We start from the raw sequence: 14,615 nt of genomic DNA on the forward strand, positions 1-14,615 counted from the left end.
ATGATCTCCCGCTTGGATGGGAGCTGCTTCTTTTTCGGGTTCATGTTTATCCTTCCGGGGCATATTGTCCCCTATTTGGATGTCCATGAATCACGGACTGCCTCAACCTGACCCCGAAGTGCCAACAAAGAAAAAGGGAACGCGGCGATCTTGCCCGCATTCCCTTTTTTGCTACCGGACCACCCGGCGGCTAGCAGACCTTAATCGGCCGCGTAGATGTCGTTGTCCTTGGTTTCCCTGACAAACAGTCCGCCGATGACCACCGTGGCCAGCGCGATGATGATCGGGTACCACAGGCCGTAGTAGATGTCGCCCTTGAACGCCACCAGGGCGAAGGTCACGGTCGGCAGCATGCCGCCGAACCAGCCGTTACCGATGTGGTAGGGCAGGGACATCGAGGTGTAGCGGATGCGGGTCGGGAACATCTCGACCAGCATCGCCGCGATCGGGCCGTAGACCATGGTCACGTAGAGCACCAGGATGAACAGCAGCAGCACCACCATCGGCTTGTTGATGGCCGCGGTGTCGGCTTTTTCCGGGTAGCCCGCCGCCTTCAGGGCGCCGGTGACGTCTTTCTTGTACGCGGCTTCCTTCGCCTTCGAGTCGGCGTCGAAGTTCAGGTTATCCGGGGTCATGACGGCATTGAAGGACGGGAAGACGGTGTCGCCGACCTTGACCGTAGCGACGGTGCCGGCCGGGGCTTCCTGGACGTTGTAGCTCACCGAAGCCGCGGTCAGCATGCGGGTGGCGATGTCGCAGGACGACGGGAATTTCTTGGTGCCGGTCGGGTCGACCTGGAAGTGGCAGGTCGCCGGGTCGGCCACGACCACGACGGGCGAGGTCTGGATCGCGCGTTCCAGGGCCGGGTTGCCGTAGTGGGTGATGGCCTTGAAGATCGGGAAGTAGGTCGCCGCGGCGATCAGGCAGCCGCCTAGGATGATCCACTTGCGGCCAATGCGGTCCGACAGCGAGCCGAAGAAGATGAAGAAGGGCGTGGCCAGGGCCAGCGCGACCGCGATCAGGATGTTGGCGAGCGGCTCGTCGATCTTGAGGGTCTTGGTCAGGAAGAACAGGGCGTAGAACTGGCCGGTGTACCAGACCACCGCCTGGCCCATGGTCAGGCCGGCCAGCGCCAGGAAGGCGACCTTGGCGTTCTTCGGTTTCAGGAAGGCTTCCGACAGCGGGGCTTTCGAGGTCTTGCCCTCGGCCTTCATCTTGGCGAACGCTGGCGACTCGGCCATCGACATCCGGATCCAGACCGACACGCCCAGCAGGACGACCGAGATCAGGAAGGGAATGCGCCAGCCCCAGGCCTGGAACTCGTCTTCGCCCATCGCGGTACGGGTGCCCAGGATCACCATCAGCGACAGGAACAGGCCGATCGTGGCGGTGGTCTGGATATAGGAGGTGAACAGGCCGCGCTTGCCCTCAGGGGCGTGCTCGGCCACGTAGGTGGCGGCGCCGCCGTATTCGCCGCCCAGGGCCAGGCCCTGCAGGATGCGCAAGCTCACCAGGATGATCGGCGCGGCGATGCCGATCGTGGCGTAACTCGGCAGCAGGCCGACCAGGAAGGTCGAGGCGCCCATGATCAGAATGGTCACCAGGAAGGTGTACTTGCGGCCGATCATGTCGCCCAGGCGGCCGAACACCAGCGCGCCGAAGGGGCGCACGATGAAGCCGGCGGCGAAGGCCATCAGGGCGAAGATGAAGGTGGTGGTCGGGTCGCCGATGAAGAACTGCTTGGCGATGATGGTGGCAAGCGAGCCGTACAGGTAGAAGTCGTACCACTCGAATACCGTGCCGAGCGAGGAAGCGAAAATGACTTTTTTCTCTTCCTTGGTCAGTCCCCTGGAGGAAGGTGCCGCTTTTCCTCCCGCGGTCATGCCGGGTGTGATTGCCATGGGTGTCTCCGTATAGGTTTTAGTGTCGTCGGAAAGGCTGATGGTTTGTCAGCTTGAGCGGAGTGTGTGCCGGTATCCTTACACGGTGCTGTCTTCAAACTTACGCGAAGCTTACTGATGAGCTACCAGGCGGGGGCTGCGCAGCATGGCGGCGCCGGTTTGCACTCTGGGGAAAAGCATGGTGCAATGCGCAATATTTTTTGACAATTCTTTTGCGAACGACCGTACTTAAGCATGCTATTCTCGTTTGCAGCGGTCCCGGCAACAATGAAACAGGAGCAGGAATGATCAAGCATATCGTGATGTGGAAATTGAAGGACGAGGCCGAAGGCGCCGGCCGCGAAGCCAATGCGCGCGAGATGAAGCGCCGGCTGGATGAATGCGCGAACATCGTGCCCGGGATGCTCACCTTCGAGGTGACGATCGCGCAGCCGGGGCTGGAAGCGACTTACGACATCGTGCTGTACTCGGAATTCACCGACCGCGCGGCGCTCGAGGCGTATGCGAACCACCCGACCCACAAGGCGCTGGTGCCCTTCATCGGGGCGATTCGCGAAGGGCGGCAGTGCATGGATTACGAGGTATAAGGATGCGGTAGGAGTGTTCACCCGAAGTGAGCAACAGCACTGACACTTAAAAAATAAAACGGAGACAAGCAATGCGCACCACCCAGGAACTCTTTTCCCTCAAAAACAAGACCGCCATCGTGACCGGCGGCTCGCGCGGCCTCGGCCTGCAGATGGCCGAAGCGCTGGGCGAGCAGGGCGCGCGTGTGCTGGTGTCCTCGCGCAAGCAGGAAGAGCTCGACGAGGCCGTGGCCCACTTGCAGGCGCGCGGGATCGACGCCTGCAGCATCGCCGCGGACCTGTCCGACGAAGCCCAGGCGCACGCATTCGCCGAGCAGGCCATCGCCAAACTCGGCCACGTCGACATCCTGGTGAACAACGCCGGCGCGAGCTGGGGCGCCCCGGCCGAGGACTATCCGCTCGAGGCCTGGGACAAGGTGATGAACCTGAACGTGCGCAGCATCTTCCTGGTCACCCAGGCGGTCGCCAAACTGTCCATGATTCCGCGCCGCTACGGGCGTATCATCAGTATCTCGTCGATCGCCGGCCTGGCCGGCAACCCGCCGGGCACCATGCAGACCATCGCCTACAACACATCGAAAGGCGCAGTCGTCAACTTCACGCGGGCGCTGGCCGGCGAATGGGGCCGCTACGGGATCACCGTGAATTCGATCGCGCCGGGCTTCTTTCCCTCTAAAATGACCAAGGGCGTGCTGGCCGCCTTCGGGGCCGAGAACCTGGCCAAGGACGCGCCGCTGAACCGGCTGGGCGACGACGAGGACCTGAAGGGCGCGGTGGTGCTGTTCGCCTCCGACGCGGGCAAGCACATTACCGGCCAGACACTAGCCGTCGACGGCGGCGTCTCGGCAGTCTGACCACGGGCGGGCAAGAGGAGAGCAGCATGAAGGATTTTCGCGGCAAGGTGGCAGTCATCACCGGCGGCGCGAGCGGCCTGGGGCGCGAGTTCGCCAACACGGCCGCCGGCCTGGGCATGAAGCTGGTGCTGGCCGACATCCAGTCCAAGGCGCTCGAGCATGCCACCGGGGAGTTGCTGGCGCAGGGCGCCGAGGTGCTGTCGATGGTGTGCGACGTCAGCAAGGGCTCGCACGTGCAGGAGCTGGCCGATTCGGCCATTGCCCGCTTCGGCGCGGTGCACCTGGTCTTCAATAACGCCGGTGTCGGCGCCGGCGGCCTGATCTGGGAAAACTCGCTCGATGACTGGGAATGGGTGCTGGGCGTGAACCTGTGGGGCGTGATCCATGGGGTGCGCGTGTTCACCCGCGTGATGCTCGAGTGCGCCCGGCGCGACGGCGATTACGAAGGCCATATCGTCAACACGGCCTCGATGGCGGGCCTGCTCACGCCGCCGGCGATGGGGGTCTACAACGTCTCCAAGCACGCGGTGGTGGCGCTTTCCGAAACCCTTTACCACGACCTGCAGCTGGTCGATGCGCCGATCAAGGCTTCGGTGCTGTGCCCTTATTTCGTCCCCACGGGAATCGCGCAGTCCGAGCGCAACCGTCCGCATGAGCTGGCCAGCCACGGGCACCGCACCGCCAGCCAGGCGGCTTCGCAGTTGGTGACCGAAAAAGCGGTCGAGTCAGGGAAGGTGACGGCGCAGGATGTCGCGCGGATCACCTTCGAGGCGATCCGCAAGGAACAGTTTTATATTTATTCGCACCCGCAGGCATTGGGGACGGTGGCCGAGCGCTTCGAGGCGATCGTGCAGGGAAAGGCGCCGGCCGATCCGTATGCGGCGACGCCCCAGGTGCGCGAGATGCTCAAGGCCGGAATCAAGGGGCGGCGCTAGCCGCGGGCCTGGCCCTCCGGCTGCACGACCCGCTCGTGCAGCTCCGGCTCCCCCTCGCGGTACAGCTTGACCACGGTCGAGGTGCGGGTGCCGTAGCCCGGCGACTCGATGCACACCGGCGAAAGCATGCGCTCGACCTCGATCGGCATGCCGGTTTCCGGCAGGCGCAGGTCGGGCGCGCGGGTGGTATCGGCCAGCATCTCGAAATAGGCGTCTTCCGGCGCTCCCTGGCACAGCAGGCTCGCGAATTGCGCCTTGGTGCGCAGCACCTTGGGCCAGGGCGCGTCCAGCAGGCCGTTCGAGATGCCGTAGATGCGGCCCTGCTCTAGCGGTTTGCCGTTGCGCGGATCGTCGACGCCCCGGTTCGAATACCAGTACAGGGCGTCGCGGTCGCCCAGCACCAGGTTGTAGCCGTTATAGACGTCGCCGCGGGCGATGATTCTGGCCAGGTATTCTTCGGCGCCGAGCGCGCCGGCCAGGAAACCGGCCACCAGGTCGCCGCGGGTGGGCGCATTCTCGCGCCGTTCCAGCGGGCCGCGGATATTGGTCAGGGCGGCGAATTTCGGGCCGTTCAGCCCCGTCGTCGTGATCCCCATCCAGCTGCCGCCGCCCTGCAAATCGCGGCCCGCGATCACATGCGGGTGTTCGGGCCAGGGGGCGGCCGGGCTGGCGGGACGGTCGTAGAATTCGTCGCGGTTGGCCGCGGCGATGACGGGCACGCCCGGCATCACGTGCCAGGCAAAAACGATCAGGCACATGGCGGCAAGTCCGTAAAGATCTCGGACCGGCGTGGGCCCTGGATGAAGGTTTCAAGTCCGGCGTCGTGCGCGGCTGCTTCCACCACGCTGTCGAAGCCGTCACGCGCGCCGGGATAGACTTCCATCCAGGTCTGCAAGCCGTCGCGGGTTTCCAGCCGATGCTTGAGCTGGCAGGCTACGCCGCCCTCGGCAAGCCGGGCCTGCATCGCGCGCACGCGCGGCGCCAGGGGTGCGGCATCGATCGCGCGCACCTTGTAATAGACGTACAGGTCGATCATCGCTAGATGTCGAGCGCGTCGAGGTGGTAGGGCATTTGCTCGAAGCGCAGCGCCGGGCCGCCGGCCGCGCCATGACGCACGTCTTCGCCCAGCGCGCCCAGCTTCATCTCGACCAGCAGGTCGGCGCCGCCCAGGCCATTGGCGGCCGCGTTGACGACCATGCCGCAAGGCTGGTCCGGATCGATCATCGAATAGACTTCGTCGCCGGCGCGCGCGGCGGCATTCTCCACCGTGGCCAGGGCCGTGCGGCGCTTGAGCTTGCCCAGATACTGGCTGCGTGCGACGATTTCCTGGCCCGGATAGCAGCCCTTCTTGAAATTGACGCCGCCCAGCAGCTCCAGGTTGACCATCTGCGGGACGAACTGCTCCTGCGTGGCCGCGGTAATCTGGGGTACGCCGGCGTGGATGGCCGCCAGTTGCCAGGCCTGGTTGCCGCCCAGCGCGAGTTCGCCGGCGAGCACGGGCAGGGCGGACGTGGCCGCATCGACGGTGGCCAGCCACAGGTAACGCGGCGCGCCGAAGGCATTGGCCAGGCGGATCACGGTGCCGAAATCGCCGGCGACCTTGCCGTTGGGGGCATCCGGCAGCGTCGCGACGAAGCGGCGCAGGAGCGCTTCGGCGCGGGCGCCGCCCAGGCCCAGCACGGCCGCGAAAGGCGGCTCGCCCGTGGCGTCGCGCAGCTTGGCCTTGGCCCGCAGCACGAACATCGACAGGCGCTTTTGCAGCGGCGCCTGGATCGCGCGCGGCAGCTGCAAATACACGGCCTCGTCATCGCGCCAATACAGGAAGGTGGCCTGCAGGCGTCCCTTCGGGGTGCAATAGCCGGCCAGGCGGGCCTCGGACCGGCCGAGGTGCTCGACGTCGTTGGTCAGCTGGTTGTGGAGGAAACTGGCGGCATCGAGGCCTTCCACGGCGATGATGCCGAGGTCGGTGACCGGAGCCACGAAACCATCCTGAAGTTCGGTTGCGGTCAGCGGGCGGCCAAAATCGTCGATACTCGCGGCATCGTCGACATGGAAACGGGCGCCGAGCGAGGCAAGTGTGTCTGTCCAGTTAGGCATAAATCCAGTTAGTATTAGCAATTAGGCTTTATCATTACGGGCTCATTATAAAGATGTCGGCAAAATCGCGCCGGAGGGGACAAAACCCCCGGCAGAAACCCAAACAAAAACACATGGCATTCATCAAAAAACTCCTGGTCACCGGCGTCGTCGTGTCGGTGGCCGCGGCCGCCGGCTTTTCCTGGTGGGCCAAGAGCCCACTGACCACGAGCCCGCCGGTCATCGAATTCTCGATCAACCCGGGCAGCGGCGTGGGCGCGGCCGCCCAGCAGATGGCGAGCGCCGGCGTGCCGGTCAACCGCCACCTGTTCAATATCCTGGCGCGGGTCACCGGCCAGGCCGGCAAGATCAAGGCCGGCAGCTACGAGCTCAAGCCGAATACCTCGCCACGGCGCCTGCTGTCCCAGCTGGTGCGGGGCGAATTCGCGCAGGAGACCGTCACCATCATCGAAGGCTGGACCTTCCGCCAGATGCGCGCGGCCCTGGCTGCGCACCAGCGCCTCAAGCACGACACCGTCAAGCTGAGCGACAAGGAGCTGATGGAAAAGATCTCCAAGGATTACACCTCGCCCGAAGGCCTGTTCTTCCCGGACACCTATCTGTTCGCCAAGGGCTCGTCGGAGCTGGACATCTATAAAAAATCGCACCAGGCCATGCTGAGCCACCTGAAGGCGGCCTGGGAAGGGCGTGACAAGAGCCTGCCGTACAAGAATCCGTACGAAGCGCTGGTGATGGCCTCGATCATCGAGAAGGAAACCGGGCAGAAGAGCGAGCGCACCATGATTGCCGGCGTGTTCGTCAACCGCCTGCGCACCGGCATGCTGCTGCAGACCGATCCGACCGTGATCTACGGCATGGGCGAGCGTTTCGCGGGCCAGATCCGCAAGAAGGACCTGGAAACCGATACCCCCTACAATACCTATACGCGTTCGGGCCTGCCGCCGACGCCGATTTCGCTGCCGGGCGTGCAGTCCTTGGCGGCGGCGCTGGCGCCGGCCAAGACCGAGGCCCTGTATTTCGTCTCGCGCGGCGACGGCACCAGCCAGTTCTCGGACAACCTGAACGACCATAACCGGGCCGTGAACCAGTATCAGCGGCGGATGAACCAATGACGCAAGGCAGTATCGTAAAAGGCAAGTTCATTACTTTCGAAGGCATCGACGGCGCCGGCAAGTCGACCCATATCGGCTTCGTCAACGATTTCCTCTCCATGCGCGGCAAGACCGTCGTGCCTACGCGCGAACCGGGCGGCACGCCGCTGGGCGAGAAGCTGCGCGATCTGCTGCTGCACGAGAAGATGCACCTGGAAACCGAGGCGCTGCTGATGTTCGCCAGCCGCCGCGAGCACCTGGCGCAGATCATCGAGCCCAAGCTGGCCCAGGGCAACTGGGTACTGTCGGACCGCTTCACCGACGCCAGCTTCGCCTACCAGAGCGGCGGCCGCGGCCTGGACCGCGAAAAGATGGAGGCGCTGGAAGCCTGGGTCCATCCCCACCTGCAGCCGGACCTGACCCTGCTGTTCGACGTGCCGCTCGAGGTTGCGCGCGAACGGCTGGACGCCACCCGCACCCTCGACAAGTTCGAGCGCGAGCAGGCCGACTTCTTCCAGAAATGCCGTAACGAATACCTGCGCCGCGCGGCCCAGTTCCCGGGACGCATCGTGGTAGTCGATTCGACCCGGACGATTCCCGACATCCAGCTGCGCCTGGCCGAAGTGCTGGAGAAATTGTTGTGAAGATTTACCCATGGCAGGGCGATGCCTGGACCCGCCTGCAGGCGATGCGCGCGCGCCTGCCGCACGCAATCCTGTTTCACGGTCCGGCCGGCGTAGGCAAGGCCGATTTCCTGGAAACCTTTGCGCAATCGCTGCTGTGCGAGAACGTGCGCCCGGACGGCCACGCCTGCGCAGCCTGCGCGTCCTGCGGCTGGTTCGTCCAGAACAACCATCCGGATTACCGCCGCGTGCGCCCGGAAGCACTGGAGGACGAGCCCCCGGGCGAGGGCGAGGATGGCGCCGAGCCCGCCGGCAAATCGAAGTCGGCCAAGGCGCCCTCGAAAGAAATCAAGATCGAGCAGATCCGGGCGCTGGCCGACTTCATGAACATCTCGACCCACCGCCAGGGCTTGCGCATCGTGGTGCTGTATCCCGCCGAAGCGCTGAACATGCCGGCCTCGAATGCGCTGCTGAAAACCCTGGAAGAGCCGCCCCCTGGCACGGTGTTTTTGCTGGCTTCGAACAGCCTGGACCGCTTGCTGCCCACCATCCTGTCGCGCTGCCGCAAGTTCGCGCTGCCGATGCCCTCGCATGCCGAGGCGCTGGCCTGGCTGTCGGCGCAAGGCGTGCCTGACGCCGACAGCTGGCTGCGCGAGCAGGGCGGGGCGCCGCTGGCGGCACTGAACGAGGCCGAAGGCGGCAGCCGCGAAGACCTGGACGCGCTGCTGCAGTTCCTGGCGAATCCGGCGGTCGATGGCGCCCTGCGCGCCGCCGAGAAACTGTCGAAGTCGCCGCTGGCGTCCCTGGTGTCCTGGCAGCAGCGCTGGCTGTACGACCTGATGTCGGTGAAACTGGCGGGCAAGGTCCGGTATTATCCGCGCTACGAGAGGCAACTTGCGAGCCTGGCCGGGCGGGTGCACACTGCCAGTTTGAACCGGGCGATCAAGTCGGCCAATGAGCGCCGCGCCGTGGCCGACCATCCCTTGTCGGCAAAATTATTTGTCGAAGATATGTTGCTTGAGTACACTTCATGCTGCGCATGAAAGGATACCGATGACCGCCACGCCCCCAGAGCCGAACGCCCCGCAAGCACCGCGGCCGTCCGTGCTGTCGCTGGCGATCAAGGAAAAGGCGGCCCTGTACGCCGCCTACATGCCTTTTCTGAAGCATGGCGGCATGTTCGTGCCGACCAACAAGCCCTACAAGATCGGCGACGAGATCTACCTGATCCTGTCGCTGATGGAAGACCCCAACAAATACCCGATCGCCGGCAAGGTCGCCTGGATCACTCCGGCGGGCGCGAACAACAACAAGGCGCAAGGCATCGGCGTGCATTTCCCGGACGACGAAGCCGGCCAGCGCGCCAAGCTGCGCATCGAAGAGATCCTCGGCGCCGCGTTGCGCTCGGCACGTGCGACCCATACGCTGTAATCAACCTACCCATGCCGTCCTACTTTCACCGCCTCGCCACCCGCGACGATCTGCCCGTCATCGTCGACATCTACAACTCCACCGTCGCCTCGCGCGAAGTCACCGCCGACACCGAACCGGTCACCGTGCAGTCGCGCGAGCAGTGGTTTGCCGACCATGCGCCGGAGCGCCGGCCGCTGTGGGTGATTCACGCAGCCGACGACGGGCGCGCGCAGCCGGAAGTGCTGGGCTGGCTGTCCTATTCCAACTTCTATGGCCGCCCGGCCTATTCGGGCACGGCCGAGCTGTCGATCTATATCGCGGAAAGCGCACGCGGCAAGGGGATCGGGCGCTATTGCCTGGAGCAGGCGATCGCGTTTGCGCCGAACGTGAACGTGCATACGCTGCTGGGGTTTATTTTCGGGCACAACGCGGCCAGCCTGGCTTTGTTCGACAAGTATGGGTTCGAGAAGTGGGCGCATTTCCCGCGCGTGGCGAACCTGGATGGGATCGAGCGCGACCTGATTATCCTGGGCAAGCGCGTGGCATAAGCTCCCACCCACGCCCCTCCGGTTACAATACCGGCATGTTCATCGATTCCCACTGCCACATCAATTTCCCGGAACTGAGCGTCCGCATGCCCGAGATCCTGGCCAAGATGGCCGAGAACAAGGTCACGCATGCGCTCTGCGTCTCGGTCGACCTGCCGGACTTTCCGCAGGTGCTCGCGCTCGCCGAGCAGTATCCGCATATCTATGCCTCGGTCGGCGTCCACCCCGACTACGAAGACACGCCGGAGCCGACCGTGCAGCAGCTGGTCGAGCTGGCGAACCATCCGAAGATCATCGCCATCGGCGAAACGGGCCTGGATTACTACCGCCTCGAGGGCGACCTGGAATGGCAGCGCGAGCGCTTTCGCACCCATATCCGCGCCTCGCGCGAGACCGGCAAACCCCTGATCATCCACACCCGCGCGGCAAGCGCCGACACCATCCGCATCATGAAGGAAGAGGGCGCCGGCCTCGATGCCGGCGGCGTCGCCGGCGTCATGCACTGCTTCACCGAATCGCTGGAAGTGGCGCAAGCGGCCATGGAGCAGGGCTTCTATATCTCGTTCTCCGGCATTGTCACCTTCAAGAGCGCCAGGGAATTGCAGGAAGTGGCCAAGGCCGTGCCGCTCGAGCGCATGCTGATCGAGACCGATTCGCCCTACCTGGCGCCGGTGCCGTTCCGCGGCCGCATGAACGAGCCGGGCTATGTCGCCCACGTGGGCGAATACATCGCCACCCTCAAGGGCGTGTCGCTGCGCGAGGTCGCGGCCCGGACCAGCGAGAATTTCTTCAAGCTGTTCAGCACCGCACAGGCCTGAGCGATGATGACCCGCCGCGCGCTGATCCAGGGCTGTCTGCTGGCGGCGGCCCTGTGCAGCCCGCTGGCCGCGGCTGCCACGCCGGCCCAGGTCGCCGCCTTCTTCCGCGCCGTCCAGCTCGACGACGTGAAGAAGGTCGAGGAACTGATCGCGCGCGAGGTCGATCCCAACGAGATCAACCCCGTCGGCGGCGAGCCGGCCCTGGTGATCGCGGTGCGCGAAGACGCGATGCGCGTGCTCGCAGCGCTGCTGGCCCATCCCGGCACCGACCTGGAAGCGACCGCCATGAACGGCAATGCCGCCCTGATGATGGCCGCCTTCAAGCCTAACCGCGAAGCGGCCGCCGCGCTACTGGCCAAGGGGGCGCAGGTCAACCGCCCGGGCTGGACGGCGCTGCATTACGCGGCCGCCAGCGGAGATATCGGGATTGCGCGCCTGCTCGTCGAACGCAAGGCAAGGCTCGACGCCGTCTCGCCGCGCGCCAGCGGCGCCTACACACCCTTGATGATGGCGGCGCGCGAAGGCAAGGAGGCGATGGTGGCCTTCCTGCTGGAGCAGGGGGCCGATTCCGGTCTGGAGAACAGCGAAGGGCTCACCGCGGCCCGGATCGCCGCACGCGCCGGCCGCGGCGACCTTGCGGCGGCGATCGCCTCGTTCAAACGATAGCCGTTTAACATTGCCGCGCGGAACTAGGCGGTAAACACCCCGCAGCTCGGCCAATCGGCGCGGTGCTTCCTTGTCCATAATGTCCTTACCGTACAAGCCGTAAGGGCAAAGGAACACCATGCTGAACGAACGCGAAATCGAAAGCTGCTACCTGGGGCAGTTCATTCCAGTCCATTACCATCACAATATGCTGATGGACCAGAACCGGATGCACAGCTTCAAGTCCGCCATCCACTATGCCGTCAAGCCTGGCGCCAGGGTGCTGGAACTGGGCGGCGGCACCGGCGTGCTGTCCTTTTTCGCGGCCCAGGCGGCCAGCAAGGTCTATTGCGTCGAGTTCAATCCCGACATGGTGCGCGAAGCGCGCAAGTTCCTCGCGATTAATCCGAACGGCCACAAGGTCGAGGTGATCCACGCCGACGCCTTCGACTACCTGCCGCCCGAGCCGGTCGACGTCGTGATCTGCGAAATGATCCACGTGGCCATGCTGCGCGAGAAGCAGGTCGAGGTCATCGAATCCTTCAAGCGCCGCTACCTGGCCAAGTTCGGCGGCCCGCTGCCGGTGTTCCTGCCGGAAGCCGTGATCATGGCGGCCCAGCCGGTCGAGCAGGAATACGATTTCGAGGGCTTCCACGCGCCCATCGTGCAATTCCAGGAAACCAACGTCATCTATCCGGGCACGGTCGAACTCGCGCAGCCGGCGGTGTACAGCCTGATCGACTTCAGCCAGCCGGTCGACAGCGTGTTCGCCTGGGAAGGCGCCGTCGTGGTGGAGAAAAGCGGCACGCTCAACGCGATGCGCTTCATCACCAAGAACGTGCTGGCCATCGTGCCGGAAGAGTCGAACACGATCGACTGGCTCAATCACTACATGACGCTGCCGATGGAGCAGCCCGTGAAAGTGGTGGCCGGCGACCTGCTGCACATCGCCTTCCAGTACCGCGCGGGCGGCTCGATCCCTTCGCTGCAGGCCTCGCTGCGCGCCCAGGTGATCAACCAGCGCGTCGCCCAGGACGTGCCCGCCTACGCCTGACCTTTTGTGCCGCCCCCGGCCCCGGGGAGGGCCGTCCCCACACGAGGGGACGGCCGGTGGGAATCCGCCCAACAGGCGAATTCCCCCATCCAGCCCGCCTTTTCCCCCGCCTGTCGCACAGCGTTTGCCTGCGCCCGCCCCAGCACCTAGAGTTCTCCTGCGCCGTCAATTTCAAAGGAGCGAGGACAATGCTAGGTTTCCTGCTATGGTTGGTACTGCTGTTCCTGTGCTGGCCCATCGCACTGCTGGCCCTGGTGCTGTATCCGCTGGTGTGGCTGCTGTTGCTGCCATTGCGGCTGCTCGGCGTCGGCGTCGATGCGGTGTTCGAACTGCTGCGCGCCATCGTTTTGCTGCCGGCCCGCATCCTCGGTGCATCGCCCGGCCGCTGACACCGGCTGAGTGTGGGTCAATTAACAGACGACAGCGTTTCAATCTTCTACCGTGGAACTGCCCCTCTTTCATCGGGAAAGTGGGCTTTTGACTTGAGGAAACGACTATGCGCCTGGATATTTACCGTAGAGCAGAGAATGACGGCAAGCTGTCCTATCTGGCAGTACCGGAAGCACGCAACATCCCTGAAGAAGCCACCAATACCGACTGGGAAATCGAAATCCGGGCCATCGAGGTCGACGACGGCGCCGAGCAGCTGCCCGACTACGACATCGAGAACGTGAGCGGCCAGATCGACGAAAAGGGGTATGCCATTACCTCGGTCCAGCACTGAGTTCCTCCCGTCCGTCCTTTTCCGGCCCGGTCCACGACCGGGCCCGGGCCGGGGCGCCGGCCTCCAGCCTGCCACGGCTGAGTGGCCGTTATGGTATCCTGCGTCCCTTTAAGCTGCCAGCCACCTTGCGCTGGGACGGGAGACGCGATGAAGTGGGTAGTGGTTGGTTTTTATTTCCTGTCGATCCTGCACATCCATTTCCGCGGCCGCGTGCGCCTGCCTTTGCGTCGCCAATTGTTCGACCATTCGTCGTTCATGGCGCCGATCAACATCTTCATGCACAAGTTCTCGAAGGTGCCGAACACGCCCTACATTCCGGTGAGCGCCTTCCCGGAACTGGCGAAGCTGCAGGAAAACTGGCCGGTCATCCGCGCCGAAGCCGAGAACCTGCTGCTGCTGAAGAAGATCAAGGCCGCCGAGCAGAACGACGATGCCGGCTTCAATTCCTTCTTCAAGAACGGCTGGAAGCGCTTCTACCTGAAATGGTATGACGCCAGCCACCCGTCGGCCGAGCGCCTGTGCCCGCAGACCTATGCGCTGCTGCAGGCGATCCCGACCGTCAAGGCCGCGATGTTCGCCGAGCTGCCGCCGGGCGGCAAGCTCAACCCGCACCGCGACCCCTTCGCCGGCTCGATGCGCTACCACCTGGGCCTGGCCACGCCGAACGACGACCGCTGTTTCATCGAAGTCGACGGCGAGCGCTACAGCTGGCGCGACGGCCAGGGCGTGATCTTCGACGAAACCTATATCCACTGGGCGATCAACGGCAGCGACAGCGACCGCATCATCCTGTTCTGCGACATCGAGCGCCCGATGCGCTTCGGCTGGATGGGCGCCTTCAACCGCTGGTTCGGCCGCACCGTGATGACGGCTGCCGCCTCGCCCAACGAATCCGGGGACCAGGTCGGCCTGGTCAGCAAGCTGTTCCGTATTTCCTTCTACATGGGCCAGTACCGGCGCCGCCTGAAGGCCTGGAACAAGACCGCCTACAACCTCGTGCGCATTGTCCTGGTCGTGGGCCTGGGCGCCTTGATCTGGTGGATCTGAGGCCGGGCTGAACTGCACGACGAAGGGCCGCGCGAGCGGTAATGCTGTTCAGTCAAACGTAGGGTGGCCGGGGTCGTTCAGGCCAGTGGCCTGAACGACGAACGGCCGCGCGTCCAGCTCCGATGTGATCTGCCACAGCGCATCGGTGATGTGAACGCGCGGCCGGCGAAGCCGGCCACCCTACATTTTTATGCTAACTGAACGGCATTACCGCGCGAGCGGCCTTTTTTACGCCCGGGCCAGCCGCACGTCACGAAATACCGTTTCCGCCCACAATG

18 protein-coding genes are annotated in these 14,615 nt (G+C 64.5%); 14 read left to right on the forward strand and 4 right to left on the reverse strand.

What is annotated here, in order from left to right; genetic code table 11:
* Positions 1–200: 200 nt before the first annotated feature.
* Positions 201–1,901 (reverse strand): MFS transporter, encoded by a 1,701-nt coding sequence (locus AC56LR_RS14105; protein WP_497131271.1) that lies wholly within the window; start codon positions 1,899–1,901, stop codon positions 201–203.
* A gap of 284 nt (positions 1,902–2,185) precedes the next feature.
* On the opposite strand from AC56LR_RS14105, the gene AC56LR_RS14110 reads away from it, so the two are divergent.
* From AC56LR_RS14110 to AC56LR_RS14120, 3 genes are all read left to right on the forward strand, one after another.
* Positions 2,186–2,488: a Dabb family protein gene (locus AC56LR_RS14110; protein WP_497131273.1), complete on the forward strand. Its 303-nt coding sequence runs from the start codon at positions 2,186–2,188 to the stop codon at positions 2,486–2,488.
* A 71-nt stretch (positions 2,489–2,559) separates the two neighbouring features.
* A complete protein-coding gene (locus AC56LR_RS14115) occupies positions 2,560–3,342 on the forward strand; it encodes an SDR family oxidoreductase (RefSeq protein WP_497131275.1) in 783 nt (260 codons plus the stop codon).
* Between the two features lie 26 nt (positions 3,343–3,368).
* Complete coding sequence (locus AC56LR_RS14120) at positions 3,369–4,277, forward strand: SDR family oxidoreductase (protein WP_497131277.1); 909 nt, start codon at positions 3,369–3,371, stop codon at positions 4,275–4,277.
* Here AC56LR_RS14120 and AC56LR_RS14125 read toward each other — a convergent pair.
* From AC56LR_RS14125 to ygfZ, 3 genes are read right to left on the reverse strand one after another with little or no spacing between them, the layout of a single operon-like run.
* On the reverse strand, positions 4,274–5,035 hold the full coding sequence (locus AC56LR_RS14125; protein WP_497131278.1) for an NRDE family protein: 762 nt from the start codon (positions 5,033–5,035) through the stop codon (positions 4,274–4,276). The two genes, AC56LR_RS14120 and AC56LR_RS14125, sit on opposite strands and share 4 nt — an antisense overlap.
* Positions 5,026–5,313, reverse strand: a complete 288-nt coding sequence (locus tag AC56LR_RS14130; RefSeq protein WP_497131280.1) for a DUF4936 family protein — start codon at positions 5,311–5,313, stop codon at positions 5,026–5,028. Before AC56LR_RS14130 ends, AC56LR_RS14125 begins: the two co-directional genes overlap by 10 nt.
* 2 nt (positions 5,314–5,315) lie before the next feature.
* Positions 5,316–6,374: a CAF17-like 4Fe-4S cluster assembly/insertion protein YgfZ gene (ygfZ, locus tag AC56LR_RS14135; protein ID WP_497131281.1), complete on the reverse strand. Its 1,059-nt coding sequence runs from the start codon at positions 6,372–6,374 to the stop codon at positions 5,316–5,318.
* A gap of 113 nt (positions 6,375–6,487) precedes the next feature.
* On the opposite strand from ygfZ, the gene mltG reads away from it, so the two are divergent.
* From mltG to lpxO, 11 genes are all read left to right on the forward strand, one after another.
* Positions 6,488–7,486 (forward strand): endolytic transglycosylase MltG, encoded by a 999-nt coding sequence (gene mltG, locus AC56LR_RS14140; protein ID WP_497131283.1) that lies wholly within the window; start codon positions 6,488–6,490, stop codon positions 7,484–7,486.
* Entirely contained in the window at positions 7,483–8,109 is a 627-nt protein-coding gene (tmk, locus tag AC56LR_RS14145) for a dTMP kinase (protein WP_497131284.1), read from the forward strand. The genes mltG and tmk overlap by 4 nt, the downstream gene beginning before the upstream one ends.
* Positions 8,106–9,131, forward strand: coding sequence for a DNA polymerase III subunit delta' (locus tag AC56LR_RS14150; RefSeq protein WP_497131285.1), 1,026 nt, complete (start codon positions 8,106–8,108; stop codon positions 9,129–9,131). The genes tmk and AC56LR_RS14150 overlap by 4 nt, the downstream gene beginning before the upstream one ends.
* A 10-nt stretch (positions 9,132–9,141) precedes the next feature.
* On the forward strand, positions 9,142–9,519 hold the full coding sequence (locus tag AC56LR_RS14155; protein ID WP_497131287.1) for a PilZ domain-containing protein: 378 nt from the start codon (positions 9,142–9,144) through the stop codon (positions 9,517–9,519).
* An 11-nt stretch (positions 9,520–9,530) separates the two neighbouring features.
* The gene (locus tag AC56LR_RS14160) at positions 9,531–10,049 is read left to right on the forward strand and encodes a GNAT family N-acetyltransferase (RefSeq protein ID WP_497131289.1); all 519 of its coding nucleotides are present in this window, start codon (positions 9,531–9,533) and stop codon (positions 10,047–10,049) included.
* Positions 10,050–10,084: 35 nt separating this feature from the next.
* On the forward strand, positions 10,085–10,867 hold the full coding sequence (locus AC56LR_RS14165) for a TatD family hydrolase (protein WP_497131291.1): 783 nt from the start codon (positions 10,085–10,087) through the stop codon (positions 10,865–10,867).
* A gap of 3 nt (positions 10,868–10,870) precedes the next feature.
* Positions 10,871–11,533 (forward strand): ankyrin repeat domain-containing protein, encoded by a 663-nt coding sequence (locus AC56LR_RS14170; RefSeq protein WP_497131292.1) that lies wholly within the window; start codon positions 10,871–10,873, stop codon positions 11,531–11,533.
* A 118-nt stretch (positions 11,534–11,651) separates the two neighbouring features.
* Positions 11,652–12,566: a class I SAM-dependent methyltransferase gene (locus tag AC56LR_RS14175; protein WP_497131294.1), complete on the forward strand. Its 915-nt coding sequence runs from the start codon at positions 11,652–11,654 to the stop codon at positions 12,564–12,566.
* A 188-nt stretch (positions 12,567–12,754) separates the two neighbouring features.
* Positions 12,755–12,955 carry a hypothetical protein gene (locus AC56LR_RS14180; protein WP_497131295.1) on the forward strand — a complete coding sequence of 67 codons (201 nt, stop codon included), beginning with the start codon at positions 12,755–12,757 and terminating at the stop codon, positions 12,953–12,955.
* A gap of 107 nt (positions 12,956–13,062) precedes the next feature.
* Positions 13,063–13,290, forward strand: a complete 228-nt coding sequence (locus AC56LR_RS14185) for a DUF6139 family protein (RefSeq protein ID WP_497131297.1) — start codon at positions 13,063–13,065, stop codon at positions 13,288–13,290.
* A gap of 147 nt (positions 13,291–13,437) precedes the next feature.
* Positions 13,438–14,337: a lipid A hydroxylase LpxO gene (lpxO, locus tag AC56LR_RS14190; RefSeq protein WP_497131299.1), complete on the forward strand. Its 900-nt coding sequence runs from the start codon at positions 13,438–13,440 to the stop codon at positions 14,335–14,337.
* Positions 14,338–14,615 lie beyond the last annotated feature (278 nt).

The sequence above is a fragment of the Telluria sp. ZT3P39 genome (genome assembly GCF_059685935.1).

Excerpts from the sequence above, each read along its gene's own strand:
- AC56LR_RS14105 (WP_497131271.1), bottom strand. The coding sequence starts at position 1,901 with ATGGCAATCACACCCGGCATGACCGCGGGAGGAAAAGCGGCACCTTCC.
- AC56LR_RS14110 (WP_497131273.1), top strand. The coding sequence starts at position 2,186 with ATGATCAAGCATATCGTGATGTGGAAATTGAAGGACGAGGCCGAAGGC.
- AC56LR_RS14115 (WP_497131275.1), top strand. The coding sequence starts at position 2,560 with ATGCGCACCACCCAGGAACTCTTTTCCCTCAAAAACAAGACCGCCATC.
- AC56LR_RS14120 (WP_497131277.1), top strand. The coding sequence starts at position 3,369 with ATGAAGGATTTTCGCGGCAAGGTGGCAGTCATCACCGGCGGCGCGAGC.
- AC56LR_RS14125 (WP_497131278.1), bottom strand. The coding sequence starts at position 5,035 with ATGTGCCTGATCGTTTTTGCCTGGCACGTGATGCCGGGCGTGCCCGTC.
- AC56LR_RS14130 (WP_497131280.1), bottom strand. The coding sequence starts at position 5,313 with ATGATCGACCTGTACGTCTATTACAAGGTGCGCGCGATCGATGCCGCA.
- ygfZ (WP_497131281.1), bottom strand. The coding sequence starts at position 6,374 with ATGCCTAACTGGACAGACACACTTGCCTCGCTCGGCGCCCGTTTCCAT.
- mltG (WP_497131283.1), top strand. The coding sequence starts at position 6,488 with ATGGCATTCATCAAAAAACTCCTGGTCACCGGCGTCGTCGTGTCGGTG.
- tmk (WP_497131284.1), top strand. The coding sequence starts at position 7,483 with ATGACGCAAGGCAGTATCGTAAAAGGCAAGTTCATTACTTTCGAAGGC.
- AC56LR_RS14155 (WP_497131287.1), top strand. The coding sequence starts at position 9,142 with ATGACCGCCACGCCCCCAGAGCCGAACGCCCCGCAAGCACCGCGGCCG.
- AC56LR_RS14160 (WP_497131289.1), top strand. The coding sequence starts at position 9,531 with ATGCCGTCCTACTTTCACCGCCTCGCCACCCGCGACGATCTGCCCGTC.
- AC56LR_RS14165 (WP_497131291.1), top strand. The coding sequence starts at position 10,085 with ATGTTCATCGATTCCCACTGCCACATCAATTTCCCGGAACTGAGCGTC.
- AC56LR_RS14170 (WP_497131292.1), top strand. The coding sequence starts at position 10,871 with ATGATGACCCGCCGCGCGCTGATCCAGGGCTGTCTGCTGGCGGCGGCC.
- AC56LR_RS14175 (WP_497131294.1), top strand. The coding sequence starts at position 11,652 with ATGCTGAACGAACGCGAAATCGAAAGCTGCTACCTGGGGCAGTTCATT.
- AC56LR_RS14180 (WP_497131295.1), top strand. The coding sequence starts at position 12,755 with ATGCTAGGTTTCCTGCTATGGTTGGTACTGCTGTTCCTGTGCTGGCCC.
- AC56LR_RS14185 (WP_497131297.1), top strand. The coding sequence starts at position 13,063 with ATGCGCCTGGATATTTACCGTAGAGCAGAGAATGACGGCAAGCTGTCC.
- lpxO (WP_497131299.1), top strand. The coding sequence starts at position 13,438 with ATGAAGTGGGTAGTGGTTGGTTTTTATTTCCTGTCGATCCTGCACATC.